Genomic DNA, 17,387 nt, shown 5'->3' with positions numbered 1-17,387 from the left:
ACATCATAAAAAGCATAGTCATAATTCATGATTTTTGTATAAATTTATCTATTCTTTGTCACCTTAATATGATAGCAGCTATGCTTATTGTTAGTGCTGATGTGGCCTATCTGAAACATTCGTTGGTGTGCTAGTGAATAGACAAAAGAATGCAATAGAATGTGAGTTGTATTTATGCCCAGACTCTGGTTGGTTGCAACGAGCTTGGATTGAATTGGAAGCGCGTTCAGAACCCAATTTTTTTCTCTCATGGCTATGGATAGGAAGTTGGTTTGAGTGCTTTGTGGATGAGTTTTATGTTATTGAAGCGCGACGAGAAAATGAAGTGATCGGTTTGGGAATTATTGTCCCTAGAACAGATACTTATTATCAGTATCTGAAAGGGACACCTTGCTATCTGCACCGGGTAGGAGATGAATTGCTCGATCAAGCGTGGATTGAATTTAACGACTTTCTTATGGTTGAGGGACAAGAGCAAGAGATTCGCCACGAAATGATATCAATGGTAATGACGGAAATTGTGGGTAACGGAAAGTTTGTCATTGGTGCAAGTCACAGTGATATTCTTCAACTATCAGCAGACCAGTATGCTGTTGAATCAACATGGGAAACATTAACCTATCAGGTTGATTTAGAGCAATTAAGAAACCAAGATAAAATGTTGTGCCAGATGATCTCTCGGAGTGCTAGATATCAAATTAATCGGAGTATTCGCCGGTATGAGGAGTACGGTGAAGTGACAATTTCAACTGCGGAGTCTGTAGAGGAAGCTTTGGTTTATTTTGCGCTGGCAGCGCCATTGCATGTTAAGCGATGGGGTGATCAACTTGGGCAGAGCGGCTTTAGAAATCCCCATTTCATTCAATTTCATGAGGCACTGATTCGCACTGGAGTACCACAGGGGCATATCCATTTGCATAAAGTTATGGCTGGTAATGAGCTGATTGCCATTATGTATAACTTTCATTGGCAAGGTAATATTACATTTTATCTGAGTGCTCTAAATTACGAGATATCAGGTGATCACTTAAAACCGGGTATGGTTTCACATTTCCTGCTCATCAATAGGGCGATGGAAGAAGGTTTTAATAGCTATGATTTTATGGGGGGGATTGCCCGTTATAAAGAAACCTTCGCAAACTTAAAATCATCACTTAGTGTTTATGAAATGCGTAAGTCAAAAGAATTACTGGCATTAAAAAATAAATTGCGATATGTAAAACAGCAATTTTTTAGTTATTGGTAAGAGAATGCATGTTGCAGAGGAAATGTACAAGGGAAGTTGATGAAGAACAAGGGCATAAATAGAGCGCAACCCAGAGTACTAATCATTGGTGAGGATACACGCAGTTTTCTAACTACAATTCGTTCTTTAGGTGGTGCTGGCTACGAAGTGCATGTTATTTGTTACGACAGGAACAGTCCAGCGAGGTATAGCCGCTATATCAAAACGGCAAAGTTCTACAATTATCAAGCTTACACGCAAGATGGCTGGCAAGACGCCGTTTTTAAATTAATAGAACGCTATCAGTTTGACGTTATTATTCCATGTGATGAGCGAGCGATCTATCCGCTTTGGGTGGAGAAACAACGTTTGCCAGAGCATACGAGGCTTGCCGTTGCAAATGACGAAGCATTGGACATCTTGTTTGATAAGTGGAAAACGAAAACGTTAGCAATATCATGTGATATCCCTGTCGCTGAAGGGCGCTTAATTAACTTGAAAACGGTTACATATGATGAAATCGCGAGCCAGTTTGGGGCAATTTTTGTAATTAAACCACTACAGTCATTTGATCATAAGCAGCTCAACAGCCGTCAGAATGTCACCATCGTACGTCAGTCCGCTGATTTTGATGACGGTAAGTTTGGGGATGGTATTATTATGGTGGAGCGTTATTTTTCAGGTGTTGGAGAAGGCGTCTCTATATTTGCGGTAGACGGTGAGATTAAAGCTGTATTTTCACATCGCAGAGATAACGAGTCTAATGGTGGGGGAAGTTCTTACCGATATAGTATTACCACCGATCCAGAACAATTGGCAGCCGTGAAACGAATATGTAAGAAAGTGCGATATACCGGTATTGCTATGTTTGAATTTCGCCGTAATTTGCAATCCAATGCTTGGATTTTGGTGGAGGTGAATGCCCGTTTATGGGGATCGTTGCCATTGGCTTTGTTCTGTGGGATAGATTTCCCCAAATATTATGTCGATTACTTAGTAACTCAAGAATGCCCCAAAGAGATATATCATCATTATCCGGTTAATCATTATGCCCGTGCCTTAACCGCTGATTTATATGATATTCGTCGTGAGCGCCTAGTTTCTGGTGGATGGCGAAGAATAATACGGAGGCTTATACAATACAGACGTATAATCAGTGGAAGGGAAGTGATTGATAGTTTTTCCCGTTCAGATTTTAAGCCCTTTCTGCATGAAGTTATGCTGATTATGGGGCAGTTTGTCGTTGCGATCAGCAAAAAAATTCCCGTATTGTTTCGTGTACGTAGCTTGATAACCCGGTATCGTCTTAAGACGTTGATGAAGGATAATCCAAACCGGCGTTTTATCTTTATTTGCTATGGCAATATTATGAGAAGTCCATTTGCAGAGCAGGTACTTAGGAACCAGCTGTACGATAAATCACAAAAAATGATAACAGAGTCATATGGTTTTCATGCGCCAGAAAATCGTGAAAGTCCAGCATCTGCACGCGAAGCGGCACAACAATTAAATTACAGTCTTGAGCAGCATAGGTCGCGGTGCCTTCGACAGAGCGATCTGTGTAATAGTGATATTCTATTCTTCTTTGATAAACGAAATAAATCCGGTTTAGCTTCTTATTATAATGCAAAAAATGCATTTTTTATTAACGATTTACTTCCTGTCAATAAGGCAATGAAATATGAGGTTACTGATCCTTATGGTTTAGATGTTGAAGGTGTAAAGCTCTGTTACGAAGAAATAGAAATGTCAGTTCAACAGTTAATTCATTATTGTGAGGACAGTCTGTATGGGCGGTAAACTTGCGGTTGTTATACATGCAGAAGAGGAATTTGATTGGGATGGTGGATTTTTTCGTAGTAATACAGATGTAACTCACCATCGGGAATTAATAAGCCTTATTGACTCCATGCTTGCTTTGGGTGCGCATGTTACGCTGGCGATGGATTACCCTTTTGTTACCAGTAAAGGTGGGGAAGAGGTTATCAGGTATTGCAAGAAACAGGCAAAAGATAAAATAGAGTTTGCTGCACATCTTCATCCTTGGGTAAACCCACCTTTTGAGGAACCAGCATTGCTTAACCAAGTTGCTGACCAATATTCCTATCCTGGTAATCTTTCTTCTGCGCTTGAATACAAAAAATTGAAGGTACTGACAGATAAAATTGAAGCCGTAACGGGTTGCCGGCCTGTCACGTATTTAGCGGGGCGATATGGAATTGGTGAGAATACCCGTGATGTGTTGAGTGTCTTGGGGTATAAGGTTGATCTCAGTATTAGTGCATTTAGTGATTTTACTCATCAAGATGGACCAAATTTTAGTCAGTATAATAATGCGTTATTTTTAGAGGATGGGATCACTTACCTACCGCATACATGCTGTCGTATAGCGCGATTGGGCTGGTTAAGCCGTTGGTTACAAGATAATCCCTCATATTTTTCAGGCTGTGATATTGCAAGCCGTGTTCTCAGGAAGCTATTCGGTATCGTTACATATCGTTTGTCCCCGGAAGGGGCAAACCTCAATGAGCTGATTTGTGCTGCTAGCCATCAGATGGCGGTGGGGCATGAGCATATGATTCTGTCCTTCCATTCACCGTCAGCAAAACAAGGTAAGACCCCCTATGTACAGACTGATGAACAAAAACAGCAGTTTGATTCCGTTACACTCGATTTTATAGCATGGTTTATGCGTCAACCTAGTGTGGAAATGTATACACCAGGGCGGCTATCAAGTTCCTATACTGTGAGTCTAGGAGATAAGCATGTCTAATTTATCTGAGGTTTTTTTTAGTATTATTATTACGACTCGTAATCGTCCTGTTTTATTTAAAAAAGCGTTAGAATCGGTACTAGGCCAAGACTTTAACGCATTTGAAGTCATTGTTGTTAATGATGGTAGTACATCAGAGTATCAACAAGCATATCAAGATCTAATGGCTAATTACAGTAACAGGGTTTGTTATAGTGCTTTGATCCAGCGAAGCCGAGGACATGGCCATAGCTACGCGATGAATCATGGTGCATCGATAGCGAAAGGACAATATCTCTGTTTTTTAGATGATGACGACTATTGGATAGACATGGGATATTTAAGTCGCTTGTATGAAAATATTCGACAAGAAGAAAACCCAGTAGATCTCTATATTTCTAACCAAAATGCTTACTATTCTGATGGGACAAAATGCTCTGACGTTATCTGGGTCGAAGATTTGGTTGATAAATTAGATTTTATGCCAAGACTCTCACAAAGAGCTTACCCGATTAGTTTGTCACAGTTGCTGAGAAGTGATGGTTTTGCGCATTTAAATTGTCTTGTATTTAGAAAAGAGTATTTTATAACTATCGATGGTATGGATGAAAATCTACGTTATGAGGATGACCGAGATGTTTATTATCGTTCAATCGATCGCGCTCAATATATACTTTATGATCCTATTGTGATGTCACATCATAATATTCCAATTCAGAATGAGTGTAATAACTTGTCAACGATGTCTGATCCTTTGCAGAAAAGAGTGTACCAGCTCAGACTCTATGAAAAGGGGATACTTTATAGCCAGCATGAAGAGCTAGCGAAAGTATGCAGGTATGGCAAAAGTAACCAATTGAAATTTATAGCAGAAGATTTTGCCATGCGTGGTAAATACTATGAGGCAGCATCATATGCCTGGCAAGGATTAGTGGTGAGGTTTAACATAAAATGGTTACTTTACTCGCTGTATCTGAGCTTTCGTTGTCTATTTGTCCGAAGAGCAAAATTGATAGTAAGAAAAGAAGGAGTATAGTGTGGAATCTGTTAAGGACGTTATTTTAAAGACTCGACTTATCGCACCAAGTCAACATATTTTACTGCTTAGCCATATGCGTGCAAATAGTACATTAATCGGCCACCTAATCGGTTCACATAACGATATATCTGGTTATTATGAAATGCATATTGGTTATTACAGCTGGAAGAGTCTGATTAATCAAAAGTTACATTTTCATGAAGGTGATCCTGATGAGCCTGTAACTAAGTATTACTTTGATAAAATTCTACACAGTGAACATTATACTAGTATTGACGTACTAGCCCGTGACAATGTTATCCCGTTGGTGTGCTTACGAGAGCCTCTTCAAACAATTAATAGCATAGTAAAACTATATCAACTGAAACATCCAGGTGATGATTTTACGCAACCAGAAATTGCGGCAAAATACTATATTGAACGGGTTAATAGCATCTTTGAGATAGTAAAAGATTTGGTTAGCAATAAACAAAGTTACTATTACTATGATGCAAGGGATATCATTGATGAACCTCATTCAGTATTAGCGGAAATTCAATCATTTATCGGTTTGCAGACACCATTTTCAACTACATATAGAAAGTTTGATAAAACAGGTGAGCGCTATTATGGTGACTCTTCTGAATTTATACATTCAGGTGTTATTGTGAAAAAACAGAGCGAAACACTTGCTATCGATATTGATTTTTCACTGTTGGAAGAATGTGAGAAAGCTTATAGAGAATGCCGCAATTATTTACGGAAGTACACCTGCAATCTTCGTATAAGTAAAAGTGCATAATAATATTCTCGTTACATTATATCGTTCAAGCCAATTTAGATTCTTGTATGGATGTTTCAATACTATTGGTGGAAGCATCCTCTGTCATTATAAATAGCTCCGATATATGATTGACCTGGTTTTACAGTGTTATTGCAGAAATCGATAATGAGTTCAGTAACAACAGACGCATCTTGTGTGACATTGATCAGAGCTTCTGGTTTTTTTATCCGAAATACACCAATATTGGGTTTTTCAAAAATCTCATATAATGGTAATTCAGTGGAAAATAATGACTCATTAGACACATAGTTATTATATTTTATGGATTTAGCGTTATCCCTGTCTTTTATTCTGCCATTGATGATATTATTAAAAATATTGGCAGTGGAATTTTTAAATCTAACATCAACACCAAGGGTATTATAAATTATATTATTGTTTATGGTTATATTTGATGAACGCTGACTATAAATGCCGACATCATTACAATGTAGAATAATATTATTTCTGATGACAGAGTTTTTAACTTCAAAGTCTGATCTTCCTCGCCTTTGATTTTTATCTATTCCACCGCCACCAAATGATAATCCAACTTGGCTACCTGGATATCGTTCGCGATTAGTGTTACAGATAATGAGGTTTTGTTCCATTATCCCACCATGAGTACCACCTTTCATAAAGGCACCATAACTGACTTTATTGCCACCTAATTTGATGAAATCGTGAATTATATTTTTACGGATCTTCCAATTGCTACCATGGTCTAAGTTAATTGGAGTGACTGAATGGTTAGTATCGCGAGGGGCATTCATACCAAAGATATTATTCTCAATGATACCATTATCAGGATATTTCATTTTTAACTTATTGATTTTTATAGCGGCATTGAAATCATAGAATGTATTATTGCGGATTACTGTGTTATTGGCATAACCAACAATGTGTAATGCGTGCTCACATCTAGAGTGGTGATCACATTGACCAATAAAGTTAATACCTTCAATTCGCCAGTTTGGTTGATCAATAAGAAAACCTTCAACAGCATCTAGATAGATATTCACGCCGCCTATGTTTTCAGCTCGGATAACGATAGGCTGTAGTGATGACGTTTTAGCATCGCTTATTATGAAGCGCTTACCGTCAAGTAAATAATAGCCATCTTTAATGATGATTTCATCACCTGACTGTGCATTTTTTATAGCGTGAATAAGGCTGCTTTCATTATCGACAAAAATATACCGATCAGTATTAAAAGCTTGATAGTGTTTTCTTGGTCCTACCGTCGGCCAGTTTTTAGGGTGGAATATACCATTATAGAATTCGTCATGGTGATGTTGTTTGCTGTATACGTCAAGCTCGTCTAGAGATGCTCTTGAAGAGGAGTTCAATTTATCAGTAATGATTGATACTGCATGGTTTACTTTAGTTGATTGTAGAGTTAGTTGGTCATTAAATAAATAAAACACTACCATTATTAATATATTAACAACCAATCCACATATAAGTAAGTATAACGAGAGTATCTTTTTCATTGAAGTCATCATCCTTTTCTTTCTAATTCATAGAGATGCAAAATTATGAATAAGAAGTGTTTTCTATGAAGAAGTAGAAAATAGTAGTATAGGCATTACTTGTGATTTTTTCACATCTTGGTGGATGATTTTAATATTATGTGCCATGATTATTTTATTGTAATTATTTGTCTTATTATTACCATGGTAAGGGTGTTGACTGAGGAAGATAGAATGAATGCTTTTTCGCAGCGGATCATAACAAAGTTTAATCAATTTTCTTGTGTTAAAACCTTAAGAAAAGTAGCTTTTACTGCTCCTGTTGTCTATTCATCAAATCATAATGTAGTCGTTTTATCTATGGTCGGTAAACGGGTGGTTTATGATTATCTTGTCGCTGTGAAGTCATTTTTATTATATGTTGATGTTAAAGAAGTTCATGTGCTGAGCGATGGTAGTTTGGATGATAAAGATGAAGCTATTATACGTCAGCATGTACCTGATATTATTATTCACTACAAAGATGAATTAGATATGACTAACCTCCCAAAAGGTAACTGTTGGGAACGGTTAGTGATGTTACTTAGTTTAGCAAAAGAGAGTTATGTCATTCAACTTGATGCTGATATTGTTATTAATGGTGAGATGTCTGAGGTGTCACAAGCTATAGTCGAAGAGCATGGTTTTATTCTTGGTAATGATAAATGGCGTAATCCAGTTACAATGCAGGAAATGGCAGAGATAGCGAAGGAATGGAAATCATGCCATATACAAGGTTTTTCAGAGCAGCATTTTGATCGTCTGCCTTTATTTAAAGATATGAATAGTCATTATTTTCGCGGTTGTGCGGCTTTTATTGGTCTCCCTGCATCTGAAAGTTATTTACCGATATTGCGACAGTTTTCTATGCAGATGGAGAAGGCAATTGGTAATAAGTGGCATCTTTGGGGGAGTGAACAAGTTTCATCGAATGTAATGTGTTCTCTCTCACCTGGTATGACGATGCTATCGTGGCCAAAGTATCAGACATACCTTTTCCCGCATTCAAAATTACCTGTAGAAGAGGCATCATTGATTCATTTTATGGGTACATATCGGTATCACAATCAGAAGTATAAAAAAATTGCTCACTTAGTTATATCGAATATGATGTAGGTGCTTGGTTATGCCTGTTACCAATAATGAAGGTTTATTTCATAGTGCAAAATGGGCGTTTATTGCTAATTGGTATTCACGCCTGATTGGCATTGTGAATACTCTGGTCTTGCTCAAATTACTTTCTCCTGATGATTTTGGTTTAGCTGCATTATCAACATTCTTTGTTTCAATGTTTGTCGCTTTTTCACATGTTGGCGTGGCACATTTTGTTATTTCTTCTGATGATATGTCTGAAGACGAGCTTGATAGCATTTGGACTCTTGGTTTAGTGATAAAAACAGTGACGACTTTTTGTTTATACTTCTCTGCTGAGTGGATAGCGATATATGTGAATAATATGTCGATGGTTTATATTATTCAGGCTGTTGCTATTATTCCATTTTTATCTGGGTTAAGAAATGTAGCTTTAGATAAAGCAGAGAAAGATTATAAATTTAAGCGCGTTATCGCCACAACAATGGTAGCAAGAACCGCAGGTGCAGTTGTATCTATTGTACTTGCTATAATGTTAGTATCTTATTGGGCATTGATCATTGGAGTGATAGTCTCTGTTTTCGTTGAAACTATTGTCGGTTATATTTTGTTTCCTAGACGTCCAAGATTATCATATCAATACTGGCATAAACAATGGTGTTTTTCGAAATGGTTATATGTAAGTTCTGTTTTTGGTTATTTACGATCACGAATTGATGTTCTGTTACTTGGAAATATAGTCAACACTCGGGATGTCGGCTTATATAGTGTATCAACTGAGTTTTCGTGGTTACCGTTTAATGAATTAATTATTCCAATTAATCGAGGTTTTTTTTCAGTTTTATCAAGAGTGAAAAATGATAGTGCGGAGTATTATCAGAAGGTCGTTCAGCAATTCAGTATCAATATGTTGATAGTTTTTCCTTGTTCGTTGGGGATGATGAGTATCGCAATACCGTTTACGGACGTGATATTAGGTGATGAATGGCATGATGCGAGTGAATTGATTTATGTATTATCACCTCTAATGATAGTTATGTCAGTATATGGTCTACTGAATACGATTATGACAATACAGAAAAAAATGAAATTATTAATATTATCGGATTTGATTTTTTTATTTGGCATCATTGTGTTTTTTATTTCTTACCATGATAGTAATATGTTTTTTTTGGCTCATGGCCGAGTATGGATAGGGTTAATTTATTTTTTTTGGTTAATAGCTCTATTGCTATGGGTTGTTAGAATAAAATACAATGATATTGTTATGATCTTTATACCACCTTTATTATCTAGCTTTGTTATGTACCACATTGTTGAATATTCAATATCTTTATTTTATTTGACAACGGCTCAATTAGTTATAGGTGTAGTTATTGGCGCTGTTAGCTACATATTTTCATTTGTATTAATTTCTTATCAATGTAGGAAACGTTACCCATATCATTGGAGTTGTTGTGTATTTGTCTTTGACAAATATCGCTTAAAACTAATAAAAGAAGGAAGAGGTTGATGGAGTCATTATTGTTCTTATTCGTTCTTGTGGCTTTGGTTATATATACAAAAATATCCGTAAATGAGGATAACAAGGATTCTCAATGAGAGATATTGTCTTTGTTATATCATTTGCAATATTAATTGTTTACGCATTTAAACGACCTTATGTCTCTGTTTCATTGTGGTTGTGGGTTGGATTATTTGTTCCTGCATCTTGGTTGTATGGTTTTGCAAGCAGCATTAGTTTTCAGACTATCCTTGCGATTGTGACTTTTTTCTCATATTTAATATATAAGAAAAATAAAGTTCATGTTAATTTTCTTCTCATTATGGTAATGCTTTTATATATACATTTTACTATCACGTCAATTTATACAATAGGTATTGATGAAGTTGTTTGGCTTGAATGGTTTAAATTTTCTAAAACAATGTTACTGATGTTGTTTATTGTATTGATAGTTAGGAAGAAAAATCATTTTAATTATATTCTGATGACATTTGTACTCTCTCTAGGTGCAATGGGCGCAATTGAGGGGTTAAAGTTTATTGCATCTGCAGGCTCTCATCATATTAAAGGTCCAGATGATAATATTTTATCAGACAATAATCATTTTGCTTTGGCTTTGGATATGATTCTTCCTTTGATAATATATCTATTATGTCAATATCGAAATTCGAAATTCAAACCATTACTGATAATTACTTTTATATTAAGTATTTTAGCTATATTGGGTACAGCTTCTCGTGGTGGATTTATTGGTTTGGTTTGTGTTGCATTTTTCTTTTTCATATCGAGTAAACGGAAAACTATTGTTATTATTAGTGTTCTCATTATCACAGCGATCTCATCATTATTTTTGACTGATAAATGGTATAAAAGGATGGAAACCATTGATTCAGCGAATAAAGATAGTTCATTTATGATAAGGGTTAAATCCTGGAAAATGTATACATTAATGGCAATGGAACATCCTATTGTTGGTGCTGGATTTAGGATGGTTGAAGTTGGGTATGTTTGGCGTTCTGTTTCTCAAAATTTTTATAAGCTATCGTTTATTGATTCGCCTGAGCCTGGAGAAAAAGGCTGGGCTGCACATAGTATTTATTTTCAAGTGTTGGGAGACCATGGATTTATAGGTTTTTCGATATTTCTATTAATTCTTGTTTCATCATATTTAATGTTGATGAATATAATGCGAAAGGTAAAAGATATAGAACGCCTTGATTGGCAATACCAATTGGCGAGAATGTTGAAGCTATCATTGATCGTATTTTCTGTGGCCGGTGCGGCGCTTTCATTACCTTATGCGGAAATATTTTGGGCTCTAATTGCTATTATTATATCACTAGATTTATCAGTAAGAGAAAATATTGCAGAGATTAAAAGAGGACGAACGTTGAGACGCAAACGGGAATTTATTAATAAAGGGTTAGTCTAGAAGGGTATATTTATCTGACAGATTTTTTTATGGTAAATCATTATGTTGATTAGGGACTTACGATGATAGTGAGAGCGCGATCACCACTTCGATTAGGATTAGCAGGTGGGGGAACAGATATTTCACCATATTGCGATAGATATGGCGGGTGTATATTGAATGCTACTATTGATATGTATGCACACTGTACAATTGAAATGACGCCCTCAACATCCGGTGTTACTTTTTATGCTCAGGATTTAGATGAAGAGTATCATTCAAGCTTGACTGGCTTGCTGCCGTTGGAAGGAAGCTTATGTCTTCATAAAGCAGTCTATAACCGAGTGATAGCTGAATATAACAATGGTGAACCATTATCAGTGAAAGTCTATACCCATTGTGATGCACCACCTGGAAGTGGGTTAGGTTCATCTTCAACGATGGTTGTGACGATGATAAGTGCTTATCAAAAATTATTGAATCTACCATTGGGTGAATATGACATCGCACGTCTAGCTTATGACATAGAGAGGGTGGATTGTCAGTTATCCGGAGGTAAACAGGATCAATACGCGACGACATTTGGCGGTTTCAATTTCATGGAGTTTTATGATGAGAATAGGGTTTTGGTTAATCCGCTGCGTATACGTCGCTCAATCCTTAATGAATTAGAGTCTCAACTTCTTCTTTATTTTACGGGGGTGTCACGATCATCTGCCAAGATAATTGATGATCAGGTTAAAACCACCAGTGGTAATACTGAGAAACCCCTTCAGGCGATGCATGACGTTAAGCAGCTGGCTTTTGAGATGAAAGAGCGGTTACTTCACTCTGATATTCCGGGTATGTCGCAGTTGTTTCATGATTCGTGGATAGCCAAAAAAGCAACGTCACCGTCAATTTCGACACCGTTGATTGAACAAATTGAAGATCGCGCAATGAGTGCTGGTGCAAAATCACTCAAGATTTCGGGCGCCGGTGGCGGTGGCTTCATGATGTTATTCGTTGATCCTCTTAAACGCCTTGCTGTGGAAGCGGCACTCGATGATCTCGATGGAGAAATTCACCCATTCAAATTCACTCAAGAAGGCACGCAATCATGGAAGGTGTAATGTATTTTAATAATAGCGTTACTCAATCGATAGCGGTGAAGCAGCGTTTACTTGATTCACCTGACGTCATGGCAACGATTACGGAAGTCGCTGATCTATGTTTAGCTGCTTACAAGCGCGGGCATAAGATCATTTTAGCGGGTAATGGGGGTAGTGCTGCGGATGCACAACATATCGCAGCCGAGTTTGTTAGCCGTTTTCATTTTGATCGGCCGGGCCTGCCGTCGATAGCGCTGACTACTGATACCTCAATCCTCACTGCTATCGGGAATGATTATGGATTTGATAAGCTGTTTGAGCGCCAATTGCAGGCTAATGGCAACCCTGGGGATATTTTCATTGGTATTACGACCTCAGGTAATTCGGCCAATATTATCAATGCAATGGCCTATGCCCGCGAGAACGGTATTACCGCTGTGGGCTTAGCTGGCGAAGGCGGCGATATACAAACCTGTAGTGATCTCTGTATTGCCGTACCGTCAACGGATACCCCTCGAATTCAAGAATCTCATATTCTGATTGGCCACATGATTTGTGGTTATGTTGAGAAGGAGTATTTTCATGATCACCGATGATGAGGTCGTAGCTATTGTACTTTGTGGTGGATTGGGTAGCCGGCTTGGTGCAATGACTCAGGATCAGCCTAAACCTATGATGGATGTTGCGGGACGACCATTTATAGAGCGTGTATTGGATAATTTGGTAGAGCAAAAGGTCTCTAAGATTGTATTGGCAGTTTCTTATTTGCGAGAGGTGATCCAACGCTATTTTGGTTCGTCTTATCGCGGTATACCCATTGAGTACAGTGTTGAAGATATGCCGTTGGGGACGGGGGGAGCGATTGTTAATGCAGTCAGGCAGCTGGGTCTAGAACAAAGCACGTTACTGGTTGTAAATGGTGACAGTTATTGTGAATTTGACTTGAATGGCATGCTGAGACAGCTACCAGATGCCGATATTGTAATGGTAACAAAGTATCTTCATGATACTGGCCGCTATGGTAACGCCCATATTGATAAAGAGGGATATATTACTGGGTTTGTAGAAAAAACCAGTAATCAGTCGGGGTACATCAATGCTGGCATTTACCTCCTTGACGCAACAATGCTTGCTGCATGTAGCTTAGAGAAGTTTTCATTTGAAATGGCGTTTCTTGAAGAGGCGGTAAATCGACAGATTCAAATTATTGCGCAAATATCAGACAGCTATTTTATTGATATTGGAATTGTTGATGACTACATGTTGGCCAACGAATACTTTAAACAGCATGACATTATTGAGCATTAATCTGTGATTATAACGTGATAAGAATAACGTAAGAAAGCCGACATGAAGTCGGCTTTTTTGAGGATATACATTTATGTATTCAACTCATATGCATAGACTTTTTTATACTCATTAACCATTACACTTTCACTAAAGTGTTGCTCAATGCGTGAACGGGCTGCTTGTCCCATGGTCGGTAATTCACTTCTTTGTTGATAAAAACGCAGTAAGGCATCTGCCAGTGCCTGGTGATCTTGAGATGGGATCCCTACGCCAGTATGGCCTTCTATGATCACTTCGTTAACTCCTCCCACTGTGGTCACGATGTGGGGAATGCCCATTGACATCGATTCGAGTAAGGTGAGAGGGATACCTTCCGCAATGGATGACAGCACAAAAGCATCGAAAGTTGCATATTGCTGGCGCATATTTTCCTGACATCCTGCAAAATGAATATGGTTCGACGTAGCAGATTTTGCAGCCAGTTTTTCCAATGTTGGTCGTTGATCCCCATCACCCACAAGTATTAATTGCGTGTTTTCTAAAAATGATGGACTGCGGGTGCATGCTTCTTGATAGGCAGTGATTAGCAGTTGCTGATTCTTAATACTCTGCAGCCGAGCGACATGGCCAAATGTAAAGACAGCAGATGTGAGAGTTTTATTTATAGGATGAAAATGCTGGGTGTTGATCCCATTACGGATTAATTTAAGTTTATCTTGAGGGATCCCTACATTTTGGGCAAGCCACTGATATAGATCGTCAGATACTGCTATTACCTGATGTATCCAGATAGCGCTGATCTTACGTAAGTAACGGTATTTTTTGACTGTGCCAGCAGGATCGTAGCTATCTCGGCCATGTTCAGCATGAATACGGACAGGGACGCGAGCCAGTGCCGCGACACATTGGTATTCGATAGTGGCGAGGTTGTAGGTTTGAACCACGTCAGGTTTTAACCGGCGCAGTTGCTTAAACAGGCTGAAGTAGAGGCGCAGGCTGTTACCTGGTGGTTTATTGAGAGAAATCGTTGTAATTTCGGGGATGATTTGCTCAATGATGTCCCCGACAGTGGTGAGACTGATAATGGTGTGGTGATAACCATTCCCCATTTGGTTTATACAATTAACAATCAGATTTTCTAAACCACCAATGTGGAAACCATGAACAATATGAACAATTGACTGGGTCATTCTTTGCTCCGCACTGATTACGAAAATGTTGTGTATGGTGAGAGATATAAGTAACGCATGACGATGACTTACCTCTGTTCTACAGTCAGTTGTTTATCTCCATTTATCTGCTCGAAGAGTTGAATGATTTTTAGGCCATTACTTTCCCAGGTTAACTGTTTCTCATGGATGGTTTCACTGGCGGCATGCTGAAGTTGTTCTCGTAGTGCCTCGTTATGAATAAGCCGTTCAATGGTATTGAGCATGCTGTCCATATCCCCATTTTTGAACAGCAAAGCATTGTGATTATCGCTGATCAGTTCTTTAACGTTTGGTGCGTCGGGGGCCACAATGGCTTTCCCCGAGGCTAAGTATTCAATTAATTTAAGTGGCGAGCACCAAGGGGTAACGGCGGGTTGTAGAGCGATATCAATTTGCGCTAGCCAATTTGGCATTTGATCGCGAGGGATCAGCCCGGTGATATGTGTTTGTGCTTCTATGTGGAGTAATTTGGCTGTCGCTCTCAGATCATCAAGCACGGGACCATCACCAATGATCAGCAAATGAATATTGGGGTTGTTCAGGTTGGCGATTCTCGCCATAACGGCATCTAGGCGGTGCCATTCTCGGCAAAAACCCACGAAACCGACCACTATTTTATCCTGAAATTGCACCATGCGTTTAGTGTCTTGGTGGGGATTGAAATGGCCAGTGTCGATACCATTAGGGATAATGGTGACTTGCTCTATGTTAACGCCAGCATCGTAAATATACCCAGCCAAAACATGGCTGACAGGCAACACATGATCGGCGTTACGCCACGTGTAATATTCTGACCAGCGTGCCAACATGGGGAAGTGGATACCAGTGTAGTCGTGGCGCTCTTGGTAAAGAGGCGAATTAACCTCAAGAATTAATGGTAAATCGTAAAGCATTTTTACCCAGATCCCGGACGGTAAAAAAAGGTTGTAGCGCTCGTAAATGACATCTGGACGGTGTTTCTTGATTGCTCGACACAGCAAGATAAAATCATAAAAGCTGTAGCCAAACTCCATCAATTCGGTAATAGCCCCAGGCAAGCAACGGCGTAATGTCGATACCCACCCGCCATTATCCCCAAATTCAGGTTGTTTACTGATTTCTGGTGCGACCACGATGATCTCGTGCCCTTGCGCCTTCAACGCATTGATGATGGCCTCAATATGGACGTACTGGCCGTCCCGCGAAGCAACACGATGATGATAGAGGATTTTCATAGCTGCTTTTCCTTGTGGTCGTTACCGGTGACCGACTGCTGCATGTTTGCATTATGATTCGGTGGGGAAATTAATTGGGAGAAGAGGCGATAGAGCAAATGTGATGTGTCCTCCCATGAAAATTGCTCAGCGTAGTGTCGAGTTGCCTGTCGGCTGGGTAAATTGCCAAGGAGTTGGGTAATACCATCAGCAATGCTTTGACTATTCCTTTCTACTAATTGACCTGCTTCTGGGGTTCTAACCACTTCCGGCGTTCCCCAGATATTAGTGGCAATAACCGGAGTGCCACAGGCCATCGATTCAAGCAGTACGTTTGCCCAGCCTTCACGGTTAGAGGCTAAAATTGAGAGATCGCTCGCGCCGAAATAATCAGCTAGTTCTGGCTGGCTGAGTCCGCCAAGAAACGTTATCTGTCTGCTGAGGTGCAATGTATGTGCAAGCTGCTTGAGATGGTGGTCTTCCGGTCCGGTCCCGGCAATGAGTAAGTGGGCATCCGGGTGGTGTTTCATGGCTTCTATTACCAGATGATGGCCTTTACGTTCTACCAGCAGGCCGACAGAAAGAAAAATAGGCCCCTGGCTGGGTAGGCCTAGCTGCTTTCTGAGAGTCAGCTTACGTGCCTCATCGGTAAAATGGAATAAGTCCAAATCCACCCCGTTACGCGCCGTGGTGGTCTTGCTTGGGTTGGCTCCGTGCATGATCATTGCTTGGCGCAGGGCTTCACAGACCGCCAGATTATGGTTGCTGTGTTGGAAAACGTGCTGAATTTGGCGCAATGGGTGAGTATATTGCGGGATCAGATTAATGTCTGTTCCCCGTGCGGTTACTGTAAATGGTTTCCCTAGTTGCTTGGCCACTTTGGCGATAGCGATACCATCGGGGAAAAAATAATGGCCATCAATTAAATCAAATTCGAGCCCATCTTGTTGCAGTGTCTGAATTTGGCGGTACAGGCAATGTTGTAAAGTATAAGGGGTCAATTGCATCCCGATTTTGGGTATGACAATGTAGCGCGGGTGGTAAGCCGTGATCCCGTATCGTTGTTCTACTCTTGGTACCGATGCGTATTGGCTGTAGTGGCCAAAGATGGAATGGTTAAATGGAAACCAAGGTACAGGGGCAATAACTGTACACTCAACGTCTGGGTAGTGTAGTTGCAGTTGGCGCAATCTGTTCTCGATAAAGACCCCATGCTTGAGATCTGTGGTATTGGGATACAGGGTGGTGATGGTTAGTAGTTTCATG

15 protein-coding genes are annotated in these 17,387 nt (G+C 39.3%); 11 read left to right on the top strand and 4 right to left on the bottom strand.

The window, feature by feature from the left end:
- Window positions 1–133 precede the first annotated feature (133 nt).
- The 5 genes from L4D12_RS04115 to L4D12_RS04095 are packed head-to-tail and all read left to right on the top strand — an operon-like array spanning window position 134 to window position 5,797.
- Window positions 134–1,246, top strand: a complete 1,113-nt coding sequence (locus L4D12_RS04115; RefSeq protein ID WP_428446549.1) for a GNAT family N-acetyltransferase — start codon at window positions 134–136, stop codon at window positions 1,244–1,246.
- A gap of 39 nt (window positions 1,247–1,285) precedes the next feature.
- The gene (locus L4D12_RS04110) at window positions 1,286–3,025 is read left to right on the top strand and encodes an arsenate reductase/protein-tyrosine-phosphatase family protein (protein ID WP_428446548.1); all 1,740 of its coding nucleotides are present in this window, start codon (window positions 1,286–1,288) and stop codon (window positions 3,023–3,025) included.
- Window positions 3,015–3,998 (top strand): polysaccharide deacetylase family protein, encoded by a 984-nt coding sequence (locus L4D12_RS04105; RefSeq protein WP_428446547.1) that lies wholly within the window; start codon window positions 3,015–3,017, stop codon window positions 3,996–3,998. Before L4D12_RS04110 ends, L4D12_RS04105 begins: the two co-directional genes overlap by 11 nt.
- Window positions 3,991–5,013 carry a glycosyltransferase family 2 protein gene (locus L4D12_RS04100; RefSeq protein WP_428446546.1) on the top strand — a complete coding sequence of 341 codons (1,023 nt, stop codon included), beginning with the start codon at window positions 3,991–3,993 and terminating at the stop codon, window positions 5,011–5,013. The genes L4D12_RS04105 and L4D12_RS04100 overlap by 8 nt, the downstream gene beginning before the upstream one ends.
- Window position 5,014: 1 nt before the next feature.
- Entirely contained in the window at window positions 5,015–5,797 is a 783-nt protein-coding gene (locus L4D12_RS04095) for a hypothetical protein (protein WP_428446545.1), read from the top strand.
- A gap of 62 nt (window positions 5,798–5,859) precedes the next feature.
- On the opposite strand, the gene L4D12_RS04090 is transcribed toward L4D12_RS04095, so the two are convergent.
- Complete coding sequence (locus tag L4D12_RS04090) at window positions 5,860–7,311, bottom strand: polysaccharide lyase domain-containing protein (RefSeq protein WP_428446544.1); 1,452 nt, start codon at window positions 7,309–7,311, stop codon at window positions 5,860–5,862.
- 213 nt (window positions 7,312–7,524) lie between these two features.
- Between L4D12_RS04090 and L4D12_RS04085 the strand changes: the two genes are divergently transcribed.
- From L4D12_RS04085 to L4D12_RS04060, 6 genes are all read left to right on the top strand, one after another.
- Complete coding sequence (locus tag L4D12_RS04085; RefSeq protein ID WP_428446543.1) at window positions 7,525–8,445, top strand: glycosyltransferase family protein; 921 nt, start codon at window positions 7,525–7,527, stop codon at window positions 8,443–8,445.
- Window positions 8,446–8,455: 10 nt separating this feature from the next.
- Window positions 8,456–9,934 carry an oligosaccharide flippase family protein gene (locus tag L4D12_RS04080; protein ID WP_428446542.1) on the top strand — a complete coding sequence of 493 codons (1,479 nt, stop codon included), beginning with the start codon at window positions 8,456–8,458 and terminating at the stop codon, window positions 9,932–9,934.
- A gap of 85 nt (window positions 9,935–10,019) precedes the next feature.
- Window positions 10,020–11,357, top strand: a complete 1,338-nt coding sequence (locus tag L4D12_RS04075; RefSeq protein WP_428446541.1) for a putative O-glycosylation ligase, exosortase A system-associated — start codon at window positions 10,020–10,022, stop codon at window positions 11,355–11,357.
- A gap of 155 nt (window positions 11,358–11,512) precedes the next feature.
- Complete coding sequence (locus tag L4D12_RS04070; RefSeq protein ID WP_428446540.1) at window positions 11,513–12,448, top strand: GHMP family kinase ATP-binding protein; 936 nt, start codon at window positions 11,513–11,515, stop codon at window positions 12,446–12,448.
- Window positions 12,448–13,023, top strand: coding sequence for a D-sedoheptulose-7-phosphate isomerase (locus L4D12_RS04065; RefSeq protein ID WP_428446539.1), 576 nt, complete (start codon window positions 12,448–12,450; stop codon window positions 13,021–13,023). Before L4D12_RS04070 ends, L4D12_RS04065 begins: the two co-directional genes overlap by 1 nt.
- The gene (locus L4D12_RS04060) at window positions 13,010–13,735 is read left to right on the top strand and encodes a nucleotidyltransferase family protein (protein ID WP_428446538.1); all 726 of its coding nucleotides are present in this window, start codon (window positions 13,010–13,012) and stop codon (window positions 13,733–13,735) included. The genes L4D12_RS04065 and L4D12_RS04060 overlap by 14 nt, the downstream gene beginning before the upstream one ends.
- Before the next feature lie 71 nt (window positions 13,736–13,806).
- Here the strand turns inward: L4D12_RS04060 and L4D12_RS04055 are convergent, their stop codons facing one another.
- The 3 genes from L4D12_RS04055 to L4D12_RS04045 all read right to left on the bottom strand — a co-directional run bounded on the left by L4D12_RS04055 (window position 13,807) and on the right by L4D12_RS04045 (window position 17,386).
- A complete protein-coding gene (locus tag L4D12_RS04055; protein ID WP_428446537.1) occupies window positions 13,807–14,907 on the bottom strand; it encodes a glycosyltransferase in 1,101 nt (366 codons plus the stop codon).
- A gap of 68 nt (window positions 14,908–14,975) precedes the next feature.
- A complete protein-coding gene (locus L4D12_RS04050) occupies window positions 14,976–16,142 on the bottom strand; it encodes a glycosyltransferase family 4 protein (protein ID WP_428446536.1) in 1,167 nt (388 codons plus the stop codon).
- Window positions 16,139–17,386, bottom strand: a complete 1,248-nt coding sequence (locus L4D12_RS04045; RefSeq protein WP_428446535.1) for a glycosyltransferase family 4 protein — start codon at window positions 17,384–17,386, stop codon at window positions 16,139–16,141. Before L4D12_RS04045 ends, L4D12_RS04050 begins: the two co-directional genes overlap by 4 nt.
- Window position 17,387: the final 1 nt, after the last annotated feature.

The organism is Photobacterium nomapromontoriensis (assembly GCF_050336815.1).
Classification (GTDB): domain Bacteria; phylum Pseudomonadota; class Gammaproteobacteria; order Enterobacterales; family Vibrionaceae; genus Photobacterium; species Photobacterium nomapromontoriensis.
This window is presented reverse-complemented; position numbering and strand designations above follow the sequence as displayed.

Bases quoted from the DNA above. Each gene is read 5' to 3' on its own strand.
- L4D12_RS04055 (WP_428446537.1), bottom strand. From the start codon at position 14,907: ATGACCCAGTCAATTGTTCATATTGTTCATGGTTTCCACATTGGTGGT.
- L4D12_RS04105 (WP_428446547.1), top strand. From the start codon at position 3,015: ATGGGCGGTAAACTTGCGGTTGTTATACATGCAGAAGAGGAATTTGAT.
- L4D12_RS04080 (WP_428446542.1), top strand. From the start codon at position 8,456: ATGCCTGTTACCAATAATGAAGGTTTATTTCATAGTGCAAAATGGGCG.
- L4D12_RS04110 (WP_428446548.1), top strand. From the start codon at position 1,286: ATGAAGAACAAGGGCATAAATAGAGCGCAACCCAGAGTACTAATCATT.
- L4D12_RS04065 (WP_428446539.1), top strand. From the start codon at position 12,448: ATGTATTTTAATAATAGCGTTACTCAATCGATAGCGGTGAAGCAGCGT.
- L4D12_RS04075 (WP_428446541.1), top strand. From the start codon at position 10,020: ATGAGAGATATTGTCTTTGTTATATCATTTGCAATATTAATTGTTTAC.
- L4D12_RS04045 (WP_428446535.1), bottom strand. From the start codon at position 17,386: ATGAAACTACTAACCATCACCACCCTGTATCCCAATACCACAGATCTC.
- L4D12_RS04090 (WP_428446544.1), bottom strand. From the start codon at position 7,311: ATGAAAAAGATACTCTCGTTATACTTACTTATATGTGGATTGGTTGTT.
- L4D12_RS04085 (WP_428446543.1), top strand. From the start codon at position 7,525: ATGAATGCTTTTTCGCAGCGGATCATAACAAAGTTTAATCAATTTTCT.
- L4D12_RS04050 (WP_428446536.1), bottom strand. From the start codon at position 16,142: ATGAAAATCCTCTATCATCATCGTGTTGCTTCGCGGGACGGCCAGTAC.
- L4D12_RS04100 (WP_428446546.1), top strand. From the start codon at position 3,991: ATGTCTAATTTATCTGAGGTTTTTTTTAGTATTATTATTACGACTCGT.
- L4D12_RS04060 (WP_428446538.1), top strand. From the start codon at position 13,010: ATGATCACCGATGATGAGGTCGTAGCTATTGTACTTTGTGGTGGATTG.